Source organism: Azospirillum sp. TSH64 (assembly GCF_003116035.1).
Classification (GTDB): Bacteria; Pseudomonadota; Alphaproteobacteria; order Azospirillales; family Azospirillaceae; genus Azospirillum.
In genome coordinates this window covers 5,368,070-5,386,679 of the sequence record NZ_LGQW01000015.1, presented here as the reverse complement: position 1 = coordinate 5,386,679, position 18,610 = coordinate 5,368,070, and the positions used below count along the sequence as shown (strand labels likewise).

The following is an 18,610-nucleotide window of genomic DNA, read 5'->3' as shown; positions in this document are numbered from 1 at the left end:
GGAGGAACCCTACCGGACCTCCGCCGCATCGCGCAGCACCAGAACCATCCCCTTATGGCCGGCGACCAGCATTGCCGCCCCGGCCGGCCGATCCGGTCCCTCGACCGACCAGAGCGTGTCGCCGACGAAAACCCGGCCCTGTCCGTTGACGATCGGTTCGCTCAGCGTCAGCGCACGGCCGACCAGTTGACCGGCGCGGTCGTTGATCCGGGCGGCATCGCTGTCCGACGACGCATTGCGGCGGCGCGCATGGACCATGGCGACGGCAACGGCAGCCCCGGCGGCGACGGTGAAGAATCCGGCCTCGTTGACCAGTCCCCAATCATGCCACAGTGCGGTGACCAGCCCGGTCAGCATCGCCGCCCCGCCGAACCAGATCAGGAGCAGGCCGGGGATCACCAGCTCGGCCGCGATCAGCACGGCACCCAACGCTCCCCAAAGCAGAGGTGACATCCGTCACTCCCCATCCGCAGCGGATGCGGTCGGCGGCACCGACCAGGGATTGCGCTTGGTGGCGGCGGGAGGCTCCGGCGGTCTCGGCGGGGTCGCGTCGCGCAGCAACTCGCCCAGACCCGACAGGGCACCCGCTACGCCGGCCAGTTCCACCGGCAGGATCATCGTCTTCTGGTTGGGCGAGGCGGCGAAGGCCTTCAGCGCCTCCATGTATTTCTGACCGAGGAAATAGCCCAGCGCCTGGTTAGAACCCTGCGCCACCGCTTCCGACACCAGCCGCGTCGCCTTGGCTTCGGCCTCCGCCAGCCGCTCGCGCGCCTCCGCCTCCAGCTTGGCGGCTTCCAGCTTGCCCTGGGCGATGCGGATCTGGCTTTCCTTCTCGGCGTCGGCCTCAAGAATCTGGGCGCGGCGAAGGCGTTCGGCCTTCAACTGCCGGCCCATCGCCTGGACAATGTCGTCGGGCGGGGTGATGTCGCGCAACTCGATGCGGGTCACCCGCACACCCCAGGAGGCGGTCGCCTCGTCCACGGCACGCAGCAGGTTGGCGTTGATCGCCTCGCGCTGGCTCAGCAACTCGTCGAGGTCCATGGAGCCCATCACTGTCCGGGTGGTGGTCATCGCCAGCGTCTGGATCGCCCGTTGCAGGTCGTTGACCTCGTAGGTCGCCTTCATCGGGTCGAGCACCTGGAAGTAGAGCACCCCGTCCGCGGTCACTGCGGCATTGTCCTTGGTGATGACGCTCTGTGACGGCACGTCCACCACGGTCTCGCGCATATCCACCTTGGCCCGGATCGAGCTGATGACAGGAAAGATCACGTTGAAGCCGGGATGCAGGGTCTCCTGATAGCGGCCCAGCCGCTCGACGATGAAGTTGAAGCCCTGGGGGACCGTGCGGACGCTCGTGATCGCCAGAATGACGACCAGCACGAACGCCGCGATGACCAGAATGCCGAGTTCCATCAATCGCCGCTCCTGACATGGACGGGCGTCGTCGCAGACGCCCTCGCACCCCATCATGAGCCAATTCGGAGAGGCTGCAAATCCCGCCCCTGCCTCGACAGCGTGCCTCAGTAATCCTGGGTGTCGTGCTTCAGCCGCACCAGTTCGCCGTTCAACAGCGACAACATCAACTGCACCACCATTTCATGGACGATCACGGTGTGGTGGTTGCCGGTCTCCTGCATCGCCTTGCGCAGCGATTCCCGCACCGCGGGCACACCGGTGACATCGATCAGTACATCCAGACCATCGCCCAGTTCCGCCAGATCGTGGAAGTTGGTGGTGGTCTTCACGCCCCGGTGTTCGACAAGGCGCATGCCCGGCGCCGCCGGATCGAGATCCGCCACACCCAGCAGTTCGACGAAGGGAGCGGCCAGCAGCTTGCGCAGCAGCGGCGTTCCGGTCTCGCCGGCACCGATGACGGCGACGCGGAACAGATCGTTGGGCATCGGGTTCATTCCTTTTTGAATTCGGACAAGAAAAAAGCGGGGAGCAGAAACTCCCCGCTCGAACCCTAGCCGAGCCGCGGTCCGGTTTGACCCGGACGCGGCGTCGCACCCTGTGAAGAAAGCGCCGGCTGAAGAAAGCGCCGACCTTACGACCAGGCGGCCATCTTCTTTTCCAAGTTGTCCGACAGCTTGTCCAGGAACTGCTTCGTGGTCAGCCACGGCTGCTGCGGGCCGATCAGGATGGCGAGATCCTTGGTCATGAAGCCGGACTCGACGGTCTCGACGCAGACGCGCTCCAGGGTCTGGGCGAACTTGATCACGTCCGGAGTGTCATCGAACTTGCCGCGATAGGCCAGTCCCTGGGTCCAGGCATAGATCGAGGCGATCGGGTTGGTCGAGGTCTCCTTGCCCTTCTGGTGCTCGCGGTAGTGGCGGGTCACCGTGCCGTGGGCGGCCTCGGCCTCGACGGTCTTGCCGTCCGGCGTGACCAGGACCGAGGTCATCAGGCCCAGCGAGCCGAAGCCCTGCGCCACGACGTCCGACTCCACGTCGCCGTCGTAGTTCTTGCAGGCCCAGACGAAGCCGCCTTCCCACTTCAGGGCCGACGCGACCATGTCGTCGATCAGGCGGTGCTCGTAGACCAAGCCCTTGGCCTTGAATTGGTCGGCGTAAGTCTCGTCGAAGACCTTCTGGAAGATGTCCTTGAAGCGGCCGTCATAGGCCTTCAGGATCGTGTTCTTCGTCGACAGGTAGACCGAGTAGCCGCGCTCCAGCCCGTACATGAAGCTGGAATGGGCGAAGCCCTCGATCGAGTCGTCGAGGTTGTACATGCCCATCGCCACGCCGGCGCTGGGATAGTCGAACACCTCATGCTCGATCTTCTGGCTGCCGTCGGCCGCTTCCCACTTGATCGTCATCTTGCCCGGGCCGGGGACGACGAAGTCGGTGGCCTTGTACTGGTCGCCGAAGGCGTGACGGCCGATGATGATCGGCTTGGTCCAGCCCGGAACGTAGCGCGGGACGTTCGAGCAGACGATCGGCTCGCGGAAGACGGTGCCGCCCAGGATGTTGCGGATCGTGCCGTTCGGCGACTTCCACATCTTCTTGAGGTTGAATTCCGTCACCCGCGCTTCGTCCGGGGTGATGGTCGCGCACTTGACGCCGACGCCATACTGCTTGATGGCGTTCGCGGACTCGACGGTGACCTTGTCATCGGTCTTGTCGCGGTTCTCGATGCCGAGGTCGTAATACTTCAGGTCGATGTCGAGGTAGGGCAGGATCAGCTTGTCTTTGATGAACTGCCAGATGATGCGCGTCATCTCGTCGCCGTCGAGTTCGACGACCGGATTGGCTACCTTGATCTTGGTCATGGGTGCGAGATCTCCCCGAACGGGTAAGGGCGTTGTCATTCCTTGGGAGCCGGGCGCGTCGTCCAGCGGGCGCTTGTTGCCGGGGAGCATGCCGCATGGGTGGCTCCCCGGTACCCCGGGCGGAAATCAATCGCGGTTATATAGCATCGCCCCGTGACGGAAAGGAAGGCGCGGCGGTGGTTCAGGCGTCGATGTCGCACGATTCCGCTTGCAACACGGCCCTGCGCCCGGCAATGATGGTCAATTGGTATTACCGGTTGGCTGGATTGTGGCCCTTTGACGGCGGAATGCCGTGCCGGGGCCGCAAATCCGACGACTGGAGCGGTCAGGTTGCCGACTCCGGTGTGCGGGAGGGCCGCCGTTCCACCGGATGACCGGCCGACGCACCGGCAAGGTCGCGCTCCGCATTCAGCATGTAGTCGCGGGTCAGGGGCACCGCTCCCTGCGAGCGTGCAACCTGGACCTGGAACACCATGTGCCCCTGCAGGCGGAAGGCCAGCTCGGCACCGGCCAGATAGAATTCCCACATGCGGCAGAACCGCTCGTCGTACAGGGACTTGGCCTCCTCCCAGCGGTCGAGGAAGCGGGCACGCCAGTGGCGCAGCGTTTCGGCGTAATGCAGGCGCAGCACCTCCAGGTCGGTGGCGAACAGGCCGGACCGTTCGATGACCGGCAGCACCTCCGACAGGGCAGGGGAGTAGCCGCCGGGGAAGATGTATTTGCGGATCCAGGGGTTGGTGCTCGCCGGTCCGTCGAGCCGGCCGATGGAGTGGATCAGCGCCACCCCCTCGTCGTTCAGCATCTCGCGTACCGCCGAGAAGTAATCGCGGTAATGCGGCACGCCGACATGCTCGAACATGCCGACCGAGACGATACGGTCGAAGGCTCCCCGGTGGGCGGCGGCGAATTCGCGATAGTCGCGCAAATCGAAGGTGACCCGGTCGGCCAACCCCGCTTCCTCCGCCCGACGGCGGGCGACCGCCAACTGTTCGGATGACAGGGTGATGCCGGTCACCCGTGCCCCGGTGTGCCGCGCCAGAAAGAGCGCCATGCCGCCCCAGCCGCAGCCGATGTCGAGCACCCGCATGCCCGGCACGATCAGCAGCTTGGCCGCGATGTGCCGCTTCTTGGCCTCCTGCGCCTCGTCCAGCGATAGTCCCGGCTCCGGGAAATAGGCGCAGGAATACTGCATGTCCCGGTCGAGGAAGAGTTGATAGAACTGGCGTGACAGGTTGTAGTGGTGTTCCACATTCTGCCGCGACCGCTGCATCGGGTTATATTGCTGCACACGGCGCAGCATTGGAGACAGCGTTTCCAACGCCCGGCCCAGCGCACCCTGCACCTCGGCGCCGCTCATCAGCATCGCCAGCAGGTCGTAGATAGTGCCGCCCTCGATTGAAAAGCGGCCGTCCATATAGGCTTCGCCAAAACGCAGGCGGGGATTGATCAGCAGGTCACGCTCGACCTTGCGGTCATGGAGGCGAAGGGTCAGATGTGGAGGGCCGGAGCCAATCCGGTGTTGCTTTCCATCGGCCGTAACAAGATTCAGGGTTCCGTCGCCCTTGGCGGCGGCAAGCAGACGAACCAGCAGCATGCCGAACTCCTTCCGCGGTGCCGTCCAAGCATCGCGCGCAAGGCGGGGTGCGACAATTCGTCAATCGGTCAGAGCTGCTACCCAATTGGGCATTGCTGCCCTATGCGCTGAGTTATGTGCGGCGACGCTCGCCGAGGACCTGAATGCGGAAAACCGCCCGGCCCCTGGTGGGGCGGGCGGCTTCCGGACGAGCGGTGCGACGGTGCCGCGAAAACCCCGAAGACCTCTTCGGGACTGCCGCGGCAGAAGGGCTATCAGCCCTCCTCTTCCTCGGTCGCGGTCTCTTCGACGAAGGTCTCTTCTTCCTCGTCGTCGTCGCGCAGGTCGGCGGCGGTGATCATGCCGCCGCGCTGGGCCTGCAGCTCGGCCTCTTCAGCCGAACGGGCGACGTTGACCGTGACCGTGATCGACACTTCCGGGTGCAGGACCAGGCGCAGCTTGAACAGACCCAGGGTCTTGATCGGGGTGTCGATCTGGACCTGCTTGCGGTCGGTCTTGTAGCCGGCGGCGGTCAGCGCGTCGGAGACGTCGCGGGTGGTCACGGAGCCGTACAGGACGCCGGTCTCGGCGGCCTGACGGATCACGACGACCGTCACGTTGTCCATCTTGGTCGCGACATGCTCGGCGTCCTTGCGGCGCTCGAGGTTCACGGCCTCAAGGTGGGCCTTCTGCTTCTCGAAGACAGCCAGGTTCGCCTTGGTGGCGCGCATGGCCTTCCGCTGCGGCAGCAGATAGTTGCGGGCGAAGCCGGGGCGCACATTGACGACCTGGCCCATCTGGCCGAGCTTCTCGACCCGCTCCAGCAGAATAACTTCCATCACTCGTCCTCCTGACCGGGGGCCGCGGGGGAAAACCGGCGGCGCAGCCCGATCCATTGCTCGATCATGCCCAGGCCGACCAAAAGCAGGATCGGCCACCCGAAGAGAAACAGCATCATGTAGAAGCCAACCAGGATCAGCGTTCGCGCCGATTTACTGCTGGCGAATACATGAACCACCGAAAGCCCGGCGAAGGCGAACGGGATTGCCAGGATCAGGGCCAGATTGACCGCCAGGAACCCGACGGTTCCCGGTACGGCCGATGCCGCCGCCACCGACACCGCGAACAGCGGCGCCAACCAGCTCGGCAGTTCCAGCTCTGCCAGACGCATGGCAGGGCGCCGGTTGCGGCCGAACCGCATCAGCGCCCCCTGCGCCAGCACCGCGTTGACGATCGTCATGACAAGCCATGAGACCGCAACCAGTCCCGGCAGGACGGCCGCCACCCAGAATGCCTCGGGATCCGGAGCCGGCTGGCCCTGCGAGCGGAACGCCGGCTCGACGACTCGGGCCAGGGTCTGCCGCATCAGCCCTTCCAACCCACCGGGCTGGTCGAGCGTCAGGATCACCGCGGCGAGCAACGCCGCCACGCCCATCCCGGTCAGGCCCATCAGGACCCGGCCGGGCGGATACCATTCAAGGGAACCATCCTCCCGCGAGCGCGCCAGCAGCGACTGCCGCACCACCAGGATCGCCGGGGCAGCCCCGGTCACCAGGTAGGACAGCGCAACCAGCATGCTGCCGGAGGTGCCCAGCATCACCGCGGCGGCACCGGCCAGACCGGCCAGTGCCACCACCGGAACCCCCAGCCACAGTCCCGTCAGGAACAGGGGCAGGGGGGCCAGATAGCCCAGGATCAGCGCACCCATCCCGCCGAACGTGACCGACAGGTAGAAGAACGCGCTCGCCAGACCGCCGCCGACGGCGACCACCAGCGGAACGGCCGGACCCAAGGCCATGGAAACCCCTTGAAGAACCTTCACCGAAACAATTCGGCCGTTGCCGGGCTTACTTCACCACGTAGGGGAGAAGGGCCAGGAAACGGGCGCGCTTGATGGCGCGGGCCAGTTCGCGCTGCTTCTTCGTCGAGACCGCGGTGATGCGGCTCGGGACGATCTTCCCGCGCTCGGAGATGAAGCGGGACAGCAGCTTGACGTCCTTGTAGTCGATCGCCGGGGCGTTCGCGCCCGAGAACGGGCAGGTCTTGCGGCGACGGAAGAACGGGCGGCGAGCGCCGCCGGTGCGGGCCGGAGCGCCCGTGGTCTGCTTGTCGGACATTTACGCGGACTCCCCTTCGGCGGCGGCAACGTTTTCCTGGCGACGCGGCGGACGCGGGCCACGGTCGTCGAAGCGACGCGGACCACGATCACCACGCTCGCCGCGCTCACCACGCTCGTTGCGGCTCTGCATCATCGCCGACGGGTTGGCGTCGAGTTCGTCGACACGCACGGTCATGAAGCGCAGCACGTCTTCGCTGATGCTCATGTTCCGCTCCATCTCGGCGACGGCAGCGGCCGGCGCGTCGATGTTGAAGAGGGTGTAGTGACCCTTGCGGTTCTTCTTGATCTTGTAGGTGAGGGTCTTCAGACCCCAGTATTCGCTCTTGGCGATCGTGCCGCCGTTGTCGCGAACGATCTGGGCAAACTGCTCAGAGAGCTGCTCGGCCTGGGCGGCCGAAATGTCCTGGCGCGCGATCAGCACGCACTCGTAAAGTGCCATTGCACTCCCCATGGCTGTTCATGGTCCGGCGCTGCGCCCCACCCCTCATGGATCGGATCAGCCGCCCGGGCCTAGCCGGCGGCGGACCGACGGCAAGGAGTTATGAAGCGGCGCAGTATGCACAGGCCGGCGGTGGTAGCAAGTGGAAAACCTTCCCACCTTTTGGAAAATCTATGTCGGCCATAGGGTGTTGTCCGGATGAACGGGGGTGCTGCCCGGATGAACACCGCTGCGCTTGCCGGGAATGGGCTGGGTAGGGGTGGGGCAAGGGTGGATATCGCGCGGGATACGGTCCGGCGCATTTGACCGAAGTGCAATACACTGCCCCAGGCGCCATGTTGCGACTGCCGTTCCCGGCGGAGCTATGTGTCGAATCGCCCACGCATGCTCCGCCGGCGGCATCACAGCCCGGTGCCTGGAGTAGCCATGCGCAAGAACATGTTGCCGTACCATGTCGTGGAACTGAGGGGGTTGGCCTGCATCCTGCTGGTCGCCTATCACGTGGTCGGCATTCCCGGATCCGGAATGCAGGTGGCGGAGGGGTCGATCTACCGCTACGCCACCGACAGCTTCGAGCTGATCCGTATGCCGCTCTTCACCTTCATCTCAGGCTTGGTCTATGCCCTGAACCCGGCCCGGAGCGACCGGCTGAAGACCTTCTTCGTCAAGAAGCTTCGACGCCTGGGCTTGCCGTTCCTGGTGGTATCCGCCATCTTCTATTTCCTGCAGACGCATGCACCGGGCGCGAACGGAAGCTTCGTCCCCGAGTCGATGTGGCAGATCTACGTCTACCCCTATGCCCATTTCTGGTATTTGCAGGCGCTTTTCCTGATCTTCTCCGTCGTGGCGCTGCTCGACGCGCTCCATGCCATGGACAGGCCGGGCGGATTCGTGCTGGCAATGGCCGCAGCGGTGGCGGCCTGCCTGACGGTCCATGTCGAATCGAACATCCTTTCGATCAACGAGGCCTGCTTCCTGTTGCCGCACTTCCTGTTCGGGGTGGGCGTCACACGGTTCCGGGCGATGGTTCCGCGGCAGACGATGCAGGCGGCGGCCGGTGCTGCACTTGCCCTCGGTGTCGCGCTTCATCAGGCGTCGCTGTGGGGGTATCTGCCCCATTTCGGCTGGAACAGCGGCGTTGCCCTGTTGTGCGGCATGGGGGGAGCGGTGACGCTGCTGCATGCCATGCCGTCGAGCCGGATTTTCCGGACCGTCGGCGGCTCCTCCTATGCGATCTACCTGCATCATGCCCTGTTCGCCGCCGGCACGCGGGTGGTGCTGCACCATGTGGAGGCTCCGGACGGCGTGATTTTCTGGGGGGCTCTGCTTTCCGGCCTGATCGGCCCGATGGTGCTGGAGATGCTGGCGCAGGTCAGGCCATGGACCAGGGTGGCGCTGATGGGCAAGGCATGACCGCAGGCCTTTGATTTGCCCTGCGGCAAACGGTGCAAGACCCGGTGAGCGGCACCTCTGTGCGAGCCCACGAACAACCCCTTTGGAATGGCGGTTTTTCGTGGGCTTTCTGCCTCAATACGTGGCGTTTTATCGCACCATTGTCGCTTTGGTCATCGCGCGTCGCTTGACTTGCTCAAAAGTGAGGGTATGACTGTCGCCCAATCCATGGTGCCGCCGCAGGGGCGGGGCGCATTCATCCAGGGTTTCACCGAAGCATGACCAGGGCGTTCGTCTTTCCGGGGCAGGGCAGCCAGGCCGTCGGCATGGGCCGCGAACTCGCCGAGGCGTTCGAAGTCGCTCGTCACACCTTTGAAGAGGTGGACGACGCGCTGAACCAGCGGCTGTCGCGCCTGATGGTCGAGGGCCCCGAGGCCGATCTGACCCTGACCGAAAACGCCCAGCCCGCCCTGATGGCGGTCAGCGTCGCGGTGATGCGGGTGCTGGCGAGCGAGGGCGGTGTCGATCTGTCCAAGCATGCCACCTTCGTCGCCGGCCATTCGCTGGGCGAGTATTCGGCGCTATGCGCTGCCGGCGCCTTCTCGTTGGGCGACACCGCGCGCCTGCTGAAGCTGCGCGGCCAGGCGATGCAGAAGGCCGTTCCGGTCGGCAAGGGCGCCATGGCGGCCTTGCTGGGTGCCGATCTGGACCAGGCGCAGGGGATTGCCGCCGACGCGGCCCAGGGCGAGGTGTGCAGCATCGCCAACGACAATTCGGTCGGGCAGGTGGTGATTTCCGGCAGTGCCGACGCCATCGACCGTGCCATCGCGCTGGCGGCGGAACGTGGTCTGAAGCGCTCCGTGCGTCTGCCGGTGTCCGCTCCCTTCCATTGCTCGCTGATGCAGCCGGCCGCCGACGCGATGGCGGAGGCTCTGGCGAACGTCACGATTTCCGCGCCGGTGGTTCCGGTGGTTGCCAACGTCACCGCTTCGGCGGTGTCCGATCCCAACGCCATCCGCCGCCTGCTGGTCGAGCAGGTAACCGGCATGGTCCGCTGGCGTGAATGCGTGCTCTATATGAAGGAGCAGGGCGTCGAACGGCTGGTCGAGGTCGGATCGGGCAAGGTGCTCGCCGGCCTGACCAAGCGCATCGACAAGGATATGGCGGCGGTGTCGGTCGGTACCCCGGCCGATGTCGAGTCGTTCCTGAAAACCCTGTGATTGTATCAGCACTCTGATAAATCAGCGTCATGAGGCCATCCATGTTTGACCTGACCGGCAAGTCGGCCCTCGTCACCGGCGCGTCCGGCGGCATCGGCGCGTCGATCGCCCGCGCGCTGCACGCCCAGGGCGCCGCCGTCGCGCTGTCCGGCACCCGCGTCGCCCCGCTGGAGGCCCTGGCCGCCGAACTGGGCGAGCGCGCCTTCGTCGTGCCCGGCAACCTGTCGGAAGCCGCCGCAACCGAGCAGCTGTTCAAGGACGCCGAGGCGGCGCTTGGCAAGGTCGACATCCTCGTCAACAATGCCGGCCTGACCCGCGACCAGATCGCCATGCGCCTGAAGGACGAGGACTGGCAGTCGGTGATCGACGTGAACCTGACGGCGGCCTTCCGCCTGTCGCGGGCCGCCATGCGCGGCATGATGAAGCGCCGCTGGGGCCGCATCATCAACATCACGTCGATCGTCGGCGTCACCGGCAACGCGGGGCAGGCGAACTACGCCGCCTCCAAGGCCGGCCTGATCGGCATGTCGAAATCGCTGGCGGCCGAACTGGGCTCGCGCAGCATCACCGTCAATTGCGTCGCGCCGGGCTTCATCGCCACGGCCATGACCGACGCCCTGAACGACGAGCAGAAGCAGAAGCTGCTCCCGTCTATCCCGGCCGGCCGCATGGGCCAGTCGGAGGAGATCGCCGCCGGGGTCGTGTACCTCGCGAGCGAGGAGGCCGCCTACGTCACCGGCCAGACGCTGCATATCAACGGCGGCATGGCTATGATCTGATGAGGATCAGACGGGGCGGCATCGCCACGTGTGAAGAACGGCGCCAACCAGGGTCCCTCGCGGGTGCTGGTCAAGGCTGCTGAAATGTGTTATCGGACGGGGCTTTTCGCGGCAGGACGGCACGTTCTTCGCGTGTTGCTCCGACCGGATTATCCCGAGCGGTTTCAAGGATTGGAAGGTCTTAAAAGATGAGCGACATCGCCGAGCGCGTGAAGAAGATCGTTGTGGACCACCTGGGTGTCGAGGAGTCGAAGGTGGTGGAGAACGCCTCCTTCATCGACGATCTGGGCGCTGACAGCCTCGACACCGTCGAGCTGGTCATGGCCTTCGAGGAAGAGTTCGGTGTCGAGATCCCGGACGACGCCGCGGAGAAGATCCTGTCGGTGAAGGACGCCATCGACTTCATCAAGGCCAACGCCGCCGCCTGATCGGGCCGCGGGCATTGAGCCCCCGAGGGCCAGGCAAACCGCATTTGCAACACCAGCAGCGCGGGGCCTGGCCGTCGACGACCAGATCGTCGACAGTTTATTCGAGGAAAGGTCAAGGAACAGCCTCATGAGACGTGTCGTCGTCACCGGACTCGGTATGGTCACGCCGCTCGGCGTCGGCCACACGCTGAACTGGGAGCGGCTGATTTCCGCAACGTCGGGAATCCGCGGCATCACGGGGTTCGACGCTTCGGACCTGGCCTCCAAAGTCGCCGGGCAGGTCCCGCGCGGAAACGGTGAGGGCGAGTTCAACGCCGACACCTTCATTCCGCCGAAGGACCAGCGGAAGATGGATGATTTCATCATCTTCGCCATCGCCGCGGCGCAGGAAGCAATCAAGGATTCGGGTTGGGTTCCCCAGACCGATGAAGAGCGCGAGCGGACCGGCGTCATGGTCGGTTCGGGCATCGGCGGCCTTCCGGGCATCGCCGACGGCGCCGTCACCCTGCACGAAAAGGGTCCGCGCCGCCTGTCGCCCTTCTTCATCCCGGCCTGCCTGATCAATCTGGCCTCCGGCCATATCTCGATCCAGCACGGCTTCAAGGGCCCCAACCATGCGGTCGTCACCGCCTGCTCGACCGGCGCGCACGCCATCGGCGACGCTGCCCGTCTGATCATGTGGGACGATGCCGACATCATGGTCGCCGGCGGTACGGAGGCGGCGGTCAGCCGTCTCGGCGTCGGCGGCTTCGCCGCCATGCGCGCGCTGTCCACCAACTTCAACGACACGCCCGAAAAGGCGTCGCGACCTTATGACAAGGACCGCGACGGCTTCGTCATCGGCGAGGGTGCCGGTGTCGTCGTGCTGGAGGAACTGGAGCACGCGAAGAAGCGCGGCGCCACCATCTATGCCGAAGTCGTCGGTTACGGCATGTCCGGCGACGCGCACCACATCTCCGCTCCGGCGGAAGACGGCAATGGCGGTTTCCGCGCCATGAAGGCCGCGTTGAAGCGGGCCGGGATGAACCCGTCCGATGTGGATTACGTCAACGCCCACGGCACTTCGACGCCGCTCGGCGACGAGATCGAGCTGGGTGCGGTGAAGCGCCTGTTCGGCGACGCCATGGACAATCTGGCGATGTCCTCCACCAAGTCGGCCATCGGCCACCTGCTGGGGGCCGCCGGTGCGGTCGAAGCGATCTACTCGATCAAGGCGATCAACCACGGCATCGTGCCGCCCACGCTCAATCTGGAGAATCCCTCCGAGAGCTGCCTGGGCGTCAATCTGGTGCCGAAGGTGGCGCAGGAGCGCCGCGTGCGCGCCGCGCTGTCGAACTCCTTCGGGTTCGGCGGCACCAACGCCTCGCTGGTGTTCAAGGAATTTGCGTAAACGAAGCGCCGCACCCGCGTTGCGGTCTGCAGTCTTCAAGAGGTGAGCGATGGGCTGGGGTCTCCGGATTTTTGCGGGGACGCTGGTCCTCGCTGTCGGTGCGGCGGGCGGAATCGGTGTTTGGGGCTACCAGCGCTATTCATCCCCCGGGCCGTTGGAGCAATCTGAAACGGTCGTCATCCCGCGCGGCAGCGGGTTGGAGGCCATCGCCATCACGCTCGGCGACTCCGGCGTGATCGGCTCGCCGCTGGTGTTCGCCGCCGCGGCCAAGCTGTCCGGCACCTTCCGTGAACTGAAGGCCGGCGAATACCAGTTCCCCGCGGGAATCAGCATCGAAGGCGTCCTGGAGCAGATGCGCCAGGGCCGCACCGTCGTGCGTCGCTTCACCGTGCCGGAGGGGCTGACCTCCGCCCAGGTGGTCGCACTGCTCGCACGGGAAACCGGACTGACCGGCGATTTGCCCAAGCCGCCGAAGGAAGGCTCCCTTCTGCCGGAGACCTACCACTTCGCCTATGGCGACAGCCGCGCCGCTCTGATCGAGCGGATGCAGACGGCAATGACCCAGGCGCTAGCGGAGGCCTGGAAGAACCGCGATCAGAATTTGCCGTTCGACACGCCGCAGCAGGCGTTGGCTCTTGCCTCCATCGTCGAGAAGGAGACCGGCATCGCGGCGGAGCGGCCACGAGTGGCGGGGGTTTTCGTCAACCGGCTGGAAGCCGGCATGAAGCTGCAGTCCGATCCGACGGTGATCTACGCGCTGACCGATGGCAGCGGCGAGCTGGGACGGGCACTGACCCGCAATGACTGGAAGTTCGAGTCGCCCTACAACACCTATGTCACCACCGGCCTGCCGCCGGGGCCCATCGCCAATCCGGGCAAGGCCTCGATCCAGGCGGTGATGAAGCCCGAACGGCACGAGTTCCTGTATTTTGTCGCCGACGGCACCGGCGGCCACGTCTTCGCCAAGTCGCTGGCCGACCACAACCGCAACGTCACCAAATGGCGCGAGGTCCAGCAGAGCCGCCAGCCCGAGCACGGCGAAACGTCATCGGAGTGACGGCCGATTGATCGGGCGGAGGGCCGATAACGTTTCGCCTTGTTGCGCGCATTCGAGGAATTCGGCAGTCTTTGCATTGCAGCAAAACTGACCACCATTCCCCGGGGAGATGTAATGAGTGTGGATGTCGAAAAGCGCATCCGTGATCGCGCCTATGCGATCTGGCTGGAAGAGGGCTGTCCCCATGGCCGCGATGCCGACCATTGGGTCCAGGCAGAACGCGCGGTCCTGGCCGAAGCGGTTGCCGTTCCCGATCACGCGCCGGTCGTTGCCGTGGTGAAGGCTCCGCGCAAGACCACCAACGCCAAGCCGCGCGGTGTGGTGAAGCCCGCTGAAGCGGAAGCCGTGCCTGCCGAGCCCCCGAAGACGCGCAAGCCGCGGACCCGCAAGGCGGTCACCGCCTGATCTGTCGCGGCCTGACCGGTCGCAGGATGGCTTCCGGGGTCAGGCGGCGTTCGAAGCCTGCGGCAATTGCAGGTTGGAAATGACCATCACCCCGGCGGTCGTGCCGTAAGACTTGCGGGCGGCGCGCAGGGCCTCCAGCGCTTCCGCAAGGCTTTCCTCGGCGAAGCCCGGAGCCAGCCCGGCCAGTTCCCGCTCCGTCAAATCGATGAAGGCGTCCAGCAGGCGCGCGTGGATGCGGCTGGCCAGGCGGACTTCATCGGCGACCTTCTGTGCGGGCATGGGGAACTCCCTTGGTGTCGTGTGGGTCTAATGTTCGGTAGAGCGTCTTCTCGGGATCGAGCGTTCCCGTAAACCGATTAGGCATGGAATAGGGTTAAAAGAACTTTAAATGCCATGTAATCCCGGCTGGGATTAAGAATTACCACTTCAGAGACTGCGACCGGCGGGCCTGGGCAGAAGCATGCGGCGTCGGAAACGCTTTCCAGTCTCACTCCCTGTTCAGAATTTCGGCAAAGGCCAAGCTTCAGCCGGCCTGAAAGCGCGACACCTGACGTCGTGTTTCATCGGCGAGGCGGGAGAGATGCACCATCGTCGCGGCGATCTCCTCCGACGCGGCGGCATTCTTGGAGGCGACGGTGCGCACGCTCTCAACCGACCGCTCGATCTCGCGGACGGAGGCCTGCTGTTCTTCCATGGCGACCGCAACCGACTGAAAGGCGCCGTCGATGCGGTCGACCCGTTCGGCCAGACCGTCCATCCGGCGCCGAGCCTGTTCGGTGACGGCTTTGCCCTCTTCGGCCAGTGCGGCGGCGGCCTCGACGATCTCGGCAATCTGGCGGGCGCTCTCGACGGCGTTGTCGGCGAGCTTGCCGACCTCTTCGGCGACCACCTCGAAGCCCTTGCCCTGCTCACCGGCGCGGGCGGCCTCGATGGAGGCGTTGACCGACAGGATGTTGGTCTTCACTGCGATCTGGGTGATCGCCTCGGTGATGCGGCCGATGCGGCGGCTGTTGTCGGCGATGGTCTGCGAGACGCGCAGCAGCCGCGCCATGTCCTGCCGTCCACCGTCGGCGAAGTCGGCGGCATCCTTCACCATGTCGGACGCATCGCGTGTGCTGTCGGTGACATGGGCGATGGCGCGGGCCGATTGTCCGACCGCGGTCGCCACCTGATCCAGATCGTCGGTCTGTTCCGAGGCGCCGTCCGACACATGGGCGATGGCGGTGCTGGCCTGCCCGGCGGCGACGGCGACCTGGGTCGCCTGCTCGCCAATGGTGCGGAAGGCCGTGCCGGTTTCCTGCAGCAGGGCCACCATCTCGCCATACGCCCCATGAAAGTCCGGGGTCTGCTTCGCCCCGACCGTCTCGGCCGATCCCACCGGCTTGCCGGACAGCCTGTGCATCTCGCCATGCAGTCCGTGCAGCACCCGGATGACGGTGGCGACGGCACGGCCGATGGATCCCAGCTCGTCCTGCCGGCCGGTGTTCGGCACCGCCACCGTCAGATCGCCGTCCGACAGGCGCTGGACCGCCGCGGTGGTGGCGGCGATGGGGCCGGTCAGGCTGCGGGCGATCAGGATGGACAGGATCGTGCCGGCGGCCAGCGCGCCGAGCGCGCCGCTCCACAACAGCATGACTGCACGCGACCGCCCGGCCTCGCGCTCGGCCGTCTGGGCCGCCACCAGCTGCGTCACCTGATCGTTGACGATCCTGGCGGCGTCGCGCATGGCGTCCCGCGCGGCGTTGCGCCGTACGACGATGTCGGCCACCAGCAGGAACTCCGTCTCCACCCCCATGATGGCGGCGGTCAGCTTCTCGGACTCGCGCAGCGCTTCCCCGTCGTTGGCCGCCTTGCGGACATCGCCGACGACCGCCAGCAGCCGGTCGATGCTGGCGCTGAGGGAGTTGCGGCCTGAACCGCCATGGTCGATCAGGAATTGTTGCACATCCAGCAGAGCGCCACGGGTGTCCTGGATCAGCCGCCCGGCGATGGCGACCAGCAGCGCCGAGGATTCCAGCGCCGTCACCGCCGCACGGTCGCCGGGGTCCGCTTTCACCCGCGCCAGCGCGTCGGCATAGCGTGCCGATTGCTCGTGCGTCAGCGTCTGGGCGATCACCAGCAGGGCGGCGGTCTGCTTGCGCAGCTTTGCCAGGCTGGCGAAGCGGTCGACCTCCAGCCCGACCACCTCGTCGAAGGATTTGCGGTAGGCCGCCAGCTTTTCCAACGCCTCGCGCAACGCTTCCGGGGGGACCGCGTGATCGGGCAGGGCCAGCAGAGCCTCGGCCTCCGTCCTCAACTGGTCCGTCAGTTGCCGTACCCGCCGGCTGGCCGAAGGGTCGACGTCCAGCAGGTAGCGCGATTCCTCCTGCCGGGCGCTGTACAGCAGGGTGTCCAGACGGGCGGTCTGGGCGGCGATCTCCACCCGCGAGGCGTAGGTGTTCAGCCCGCTCCAGCCGACGACGGCGACGGCGAGCGTCAGCAGCAGGACGGCGGCGAAGCCCAGGGCGATGCGGGTGGCGATGGACATGCCGGTGGGGGTCCGATCAAGGCCGCCCCTTGGGCGGCGCCGGGTTGAGCGATGGGCGGACGGCGGAAGCCCCGCGTGACCTGCGGCATCCCGGTCCATCTGCCGGATTCACCTTGCTTCGGTTGGGGTGCATCCGGCAAGTCATAAGGGTGGCGTGCGGTCTCCGCGAGATGTCGCGGGATGCCGCTGGTCGTTCGTAAGGAGCCTGTACTGCGATGTCCCTTCCGGCCAGCTTGCGGATCCTTCCCCGCTTCGGACTCGCCGTTCTTCTGCCCGCGGCAGCAGCGCTCGTTCCCCTTCTGCTTCCCCAGGCGGTTCCGGATGCCGCGCCGCAGACCGTCTGGCTCGCCACAGGCGGTACGCTCGCCCTGGCGCTGCTGATCGGCTGTGTCCTGGCGTTCGATCTGTCGGACGCGATGACGCGGCTGGAGGCGGCCGCGGACCGCCTCGCCGCCGGAACGCCGGACCCCGGGATGCCGGCTCTTGGGATGCGGAACGATGCATCCGCGTTGTCCGTCCGCGGCGACGAGGCCGGAGGCATTGCCGCGGCGCTCGCCCGTGTCGTGCGGACCCAGGACGGCCTCCATGCGACCCTCCGCCGCCTGACGCATGAGGCCGACGGCGACGCACCGGCCGCAACGCCTCTCCCCGGCCGCTATGGCGAGATGGCGGCGCTGGTGGAGGATGCTCGTGCCTCCTTCCGGAACATCCGTCAGCAGGCGGCCCAGGTCGCCGTCGCCGCCGGGCAAGCCAGCACCGCGGTGTCGCAGGTCGCCGACGGTGCCGCCATCCAGACCGAGGATCTCGACCGGGTGGTGAACGCGGTCGGCCGCTCCGTCCGGGCCATCGCCGACGTCACCGACAGCACCCGCGCCGCCTCCGACATGGTGCGGGTCACCGCCGGATTCGCCGACCGCGGCAAGGCGGAGATGGCGCGGCTGGTCCGTGTTTCCCAGACCATCGGAGACAACAGCCGGCGCATCGGCCGCATCACCGAGGCGATCACCCAGATCGCGGTGAAGACCAACATCCTGTCGGTCAACGCCTCCATCGAGGCCGCCCGCGCCGGCGAGCAGGGCAAGGGCTTCGAGGTGGTCGCCGAGGAGGTCGGCAAGCTCGCCGACAACGCCGTCGAGAGCGCCCGCCAGATCGCCGAGATCGTCGAGGCCGCCGCCGCGATGGCGGAGGAGGGGATGGCTGCCACGGCGGAAGTGGTGCAGATGATGGACGGCATCGCCGAACGGGTCACACAGATCGACCGCATGGTCCAGTCGGTCGCCGCGGCCATGGCCCACCAGCAGGACCATATCGTCGAGATCGAATCGAACGTCGGCAACATCCGCACCGTCGCCTCCAAGAACGCTGCCGCGTCGGAGGAGATCACCGCGACCATGGTCCATCTGTCCCGGCTGGCCGACGACACGCGGCGGCTGGCCGAACGCTTCCGGGCGTCGTGACCGGCGGCGCCGCTCCTCCTGCGTCCGGGTCGGATGGACCGCTGCACGATCTGGTGCGGCGGCTGCTGGAGGATGTCCGACGCAAGGCGGGGATTCGCCACGACCGCCCGCTGGAGCGCAAGCTGGTGCGCATCCTGGCGGCGATGCCGCTGGCGGTGCTGGAGGACTGGGTGGCGCAGATCGAAAGGGCGCCGGCCGACAGCCCGGACTGGTTGAGCCTGATCGAGAATCTGACGATCCACGAAACCTATTTTTTCCGCGACCTGCCGCATCACGCCTATCTGCGCGGCCATCTGCTGCCGCGCCTGATCGCCGAACGCGCCGCGGCCCGGACCCTGCGGCTGTGGAGCGCCGGTTGCGCCACCGGGGAGGAGGCCTACGGTCTCGCCATCGTGACGCTGGAGGCCCTGGCCGACGCCGGGCACGCCCGCCGCACCGGTCAGGGGCTGGAAACCGACTGGACCGTCGAGGTTCTCGGCACGGACCTCAGCCGCATCGCCGTGCGGCAGGCCGCCAATGCCTGCTATGGCGGCGAGGGGTTGGGGCCCTTCCG

The 18,610-nt window shown here is 66.4% G+C and carries 20 protein-coding genes; 9 read left to right on the top strand and 11 right to left on the bottom strand.

Annotated elements, in window-relative coordinates:
• Positions 1–9 precede the first annotated feature (9 nt).
• The 9 genes from TSH64_RS25745 to rpsF all read right to left on the bottom strand — a co-directional run bounded on the left by TSH64_RS25745 (position 10) and on the right by rpsF (position 7,402).
• Complete coding sequence (locus TSH64_RS25745; RefSeq protein ID WP_109449400.1) at positions 10–453, bottom strand: NfeD family protein; 444 nt, start codon at positions 451–453, stop codon at positions 10–12.
• 3 nt (positions 454–456) lie between these two features.
• Complete coding sequence (locus TSH64_RS25740) at positions 457–1,413, bottom strand: SPFH domain-containing protein (protein ID WP_109449398.1); 957 nt, start codon at positions 1,411–1,413, stop codon at positions 457–459.
• Between the two features lie 107 nt (positions 1,414–1,520).
• Positions 1,521–1,901: an oxidoreductase gene (locus tag TSH64_RS25735; RefSeq protein ID WP_109449396.1), complete on the bottom strand. Its 381-nt coding sequence runs from the start codon at positions 1,899–1,901 to the stop codon at positions 1,521–1,523.
• A 146-nt stretch (positions 1,902–2,047) separates the two neighbouring features.
• Positions 2,048–3,271, bottom strand: a complete 1,224-nt coding sequence (locus tag TSH64_RS25730; RefSeq protein ID WP_109449394.1) for an NADP-dependent isocitrate dehydrogenase — start codon at positions 3,269–3,271, stop codon at positions 2,048–2,050.
• Positions 3,272–3,596: 325 nt separating this feature from the next.
• Complete coding sequence (locus TSH64_RS25725) at positions 3,597–4,865, bottom strand: cyclopropane-fatty-acyl-phospholipid synthase family protein (protein ID WP_247873151.1); 1,269 nt, start codon at positions 4,863–4,865, stop codon at positions 3,597–3,599.
• Positions 4,866–5,119: 254 nt separating this feature from the next.
• A complete protein-coding gene (rplI, locus tag TSH64_RS25720; protein WP_109449392.1) occupies positions 5,120–5,683 on the bottom strand; it encodes a 50S ribosomal protein L9 in 564 nt (187 codons plus the stop codon).
• On the bottom strand, positions 5,683–6,642 hold the full coding sequence (locus TSH64_RS25715; protein WP_109449390.1) for a DUF2232 domain-containing protein: 960 nt from the start codon (positions 6,640–6,642) through the stop codon (positions 5,683–5,685). The genes rplI and TSH64_RS25715 overlap by 1 nt, the downstream gene beginning before the upstream one ends.
• Before the next feature lie 49 nt (positions 6,643–6,691).
• Positions 6,692–6,961 carry a 30S ribosomal protein S18 gene (gene rpsR, locus TSH64_RS25710; RefSeq protein ID WP_012974291.1) on the bottom strand — a complete coding sequence of 90 codons (270 nt, stop codon included), beginning with the start codon at positions 6,959–6,961 and terminating at the stop codon, positions 6,692–6,694.
• Positions 6,962–7,402 carry a 30S ribosomal protein S6 gene (rpsF, locus tag TSH64_RS25705; RefSeq protein WP_109047679.1) on the bottom strand — a complete coding sequence of 147 codons (441 nt, stop codon included), beginning with the start codon at positions 7,400–7,402 and terminating at the stop codon, positions 6,962–6,964.
• A gap of 426 nt (positions 7,403–7,828) precedes the next feature.
• Between rpsF and TSH64_RS25700 the strand changes: the two genes are divergently transcribed.
• From TSH64_RS25700 to TSH64_RS25670, 7 genes are all read left to right on the top strand, one after another.
• Positions 7,829–8,815 carry an acyltransferase gene (locus TSH64_RS25700; RefSeq protein WP_109449388.1) on the top strand — a complete coding sequence of 329 codons (987 nt, stop codon included), beginning with the start codon at positions 7,829–7,831 and terminating at the stop codon, positions 8,813–8,815.
• A 257-nt stretch (positions 8,816–9,072) separates the two neighbouring features.
• The gene (fabD, locus tag TSH64_RS25695) at positions 9,073–10,014 is read left to right on the top strand and encodes an ACP S-malonyltransferase (protein ID WP_109449386.1); all 942 of its coding nucleotides are present in this window, start codon (positions 9,073–9,075) and stop codon (positions 10,012–10,014) included.
• A 41-nt stretch (positions 10,015–10,055) separates the two neighbouring features.
• Positions 10,056–10,793, top strand: a complete 738-nt coding sequence (gene fabG / locus TSH64_RS25690) for a 3-oxoacyl-[acyl-carrier-protein] reductase (RefSeq protein WP_109449384.1) — start codon at positions 10,056–10,058, stop codon at positions 10,791–10,793.
• Positions 10,794–10,981: 188 nt separating this feature from the next.
• The gene (locus TSH64_RS25685) at positions 10,982–11,221 is read left to right on the top strand and encodes an acyl carrier protein (protein WP_014247969.1); all 240 of its coding nucleotides are present in this window, start codon (positions 10,982–10,984) and stop codon (positions 11,219–11,221) included.
• A gap of 127 nt (positions 11,222–11,348) precedes the next feature.
• A complete protein-coding gene (gene fabF / locus TSH64_RS25680; protein WP_109449382.1) occupies positions 11,349–12,611 on the top strand; it encodes a beta-ketoacyl-ACP synthase II in 1,263 nt (420 codons plus the stop codon).
• A 49-nt stretch (positions 12,612–12,660) separates the two neighbouring features.
• Complete coding sequence (mltG, locus tag TSH64_RS25675; protein WP_109449380.1) at positions 12,661–13,668, top strand: endolytic transglycosylase MltG; 1,008 nt, start codon at positions 12,661–12,663, stop codon at positions 13,666–13,668.
• Between the two features lie 42 nt (positions 13,669–13,710).
• Positions 13,711–14,073, top strand: a complete 363-nt coding sequence (locus TSH64_RS25670) for a DUF2934 domain-containing protein (RefSeq protein WP_247873150.1) — start codon at positions 13,711–13,713, stop codon at positions 14,071–14,073.
• Between the two features lie 39 nt (positions 14,074–14,112).
• On the opposite strand, the gene TSH64_RS25665 is transcribed toward TSH64_RS25670, so the two are convergent.
• Both TSH64_RS25665 and TSH64_RS25660 read right to left on the bottom strand, forming a co-directional pair.
• Entirely contained in the window at positions 14,113–14,352 is a 240-nt protein-coding gene (locus TSH64_RS25665) for a hypothetical protein (protein WP_109449376.1), read from the bottom strand.
• A 244-nt stretch (positions 14,353–14,596) separates the two neighbouring features.
• The gene (locus tag TSH64_RS25660) at positions 14,597–16,600 is read right to left on the bottom strand and encodes a methyl-accepting chemotaxis protein (RefSeq protein WP_109449374.1); all 2,004 of its coding nucleotides are present in this window, start codon (positions 16,598–16,600) and stop codon (positions 14,597–14,599) included.
• Positions 16,601–16,815: 215 nt separating this feature from the next.
• On the opposite strand from TSH64_RS25660, the gene TSH64_RS25655 reads away from it, so the two are divergent.
• Positions 16,816–18,057, top strand: coding sequence for a methyl-accepting chemotaxis protein (locus tag TSH64_RS25655; RefSeq protein WP_109449372.1), 1,242 nt, complete (start codon positions 16,816–16,818; stop codon positions 18,055–18,057).
• Positions 18,054–18,610, top strand: a 557-nt coding sequence (locus tag TSH64_RS25650; RefSeq protein ID WP_282188124.1) for a CheR family methyltransferase, incomplete at its 3' end; no start/stop codon positions are given. The genes TSH64_RS25655 and TSH64_RS25650, both read left to right, overlap by 4 nt.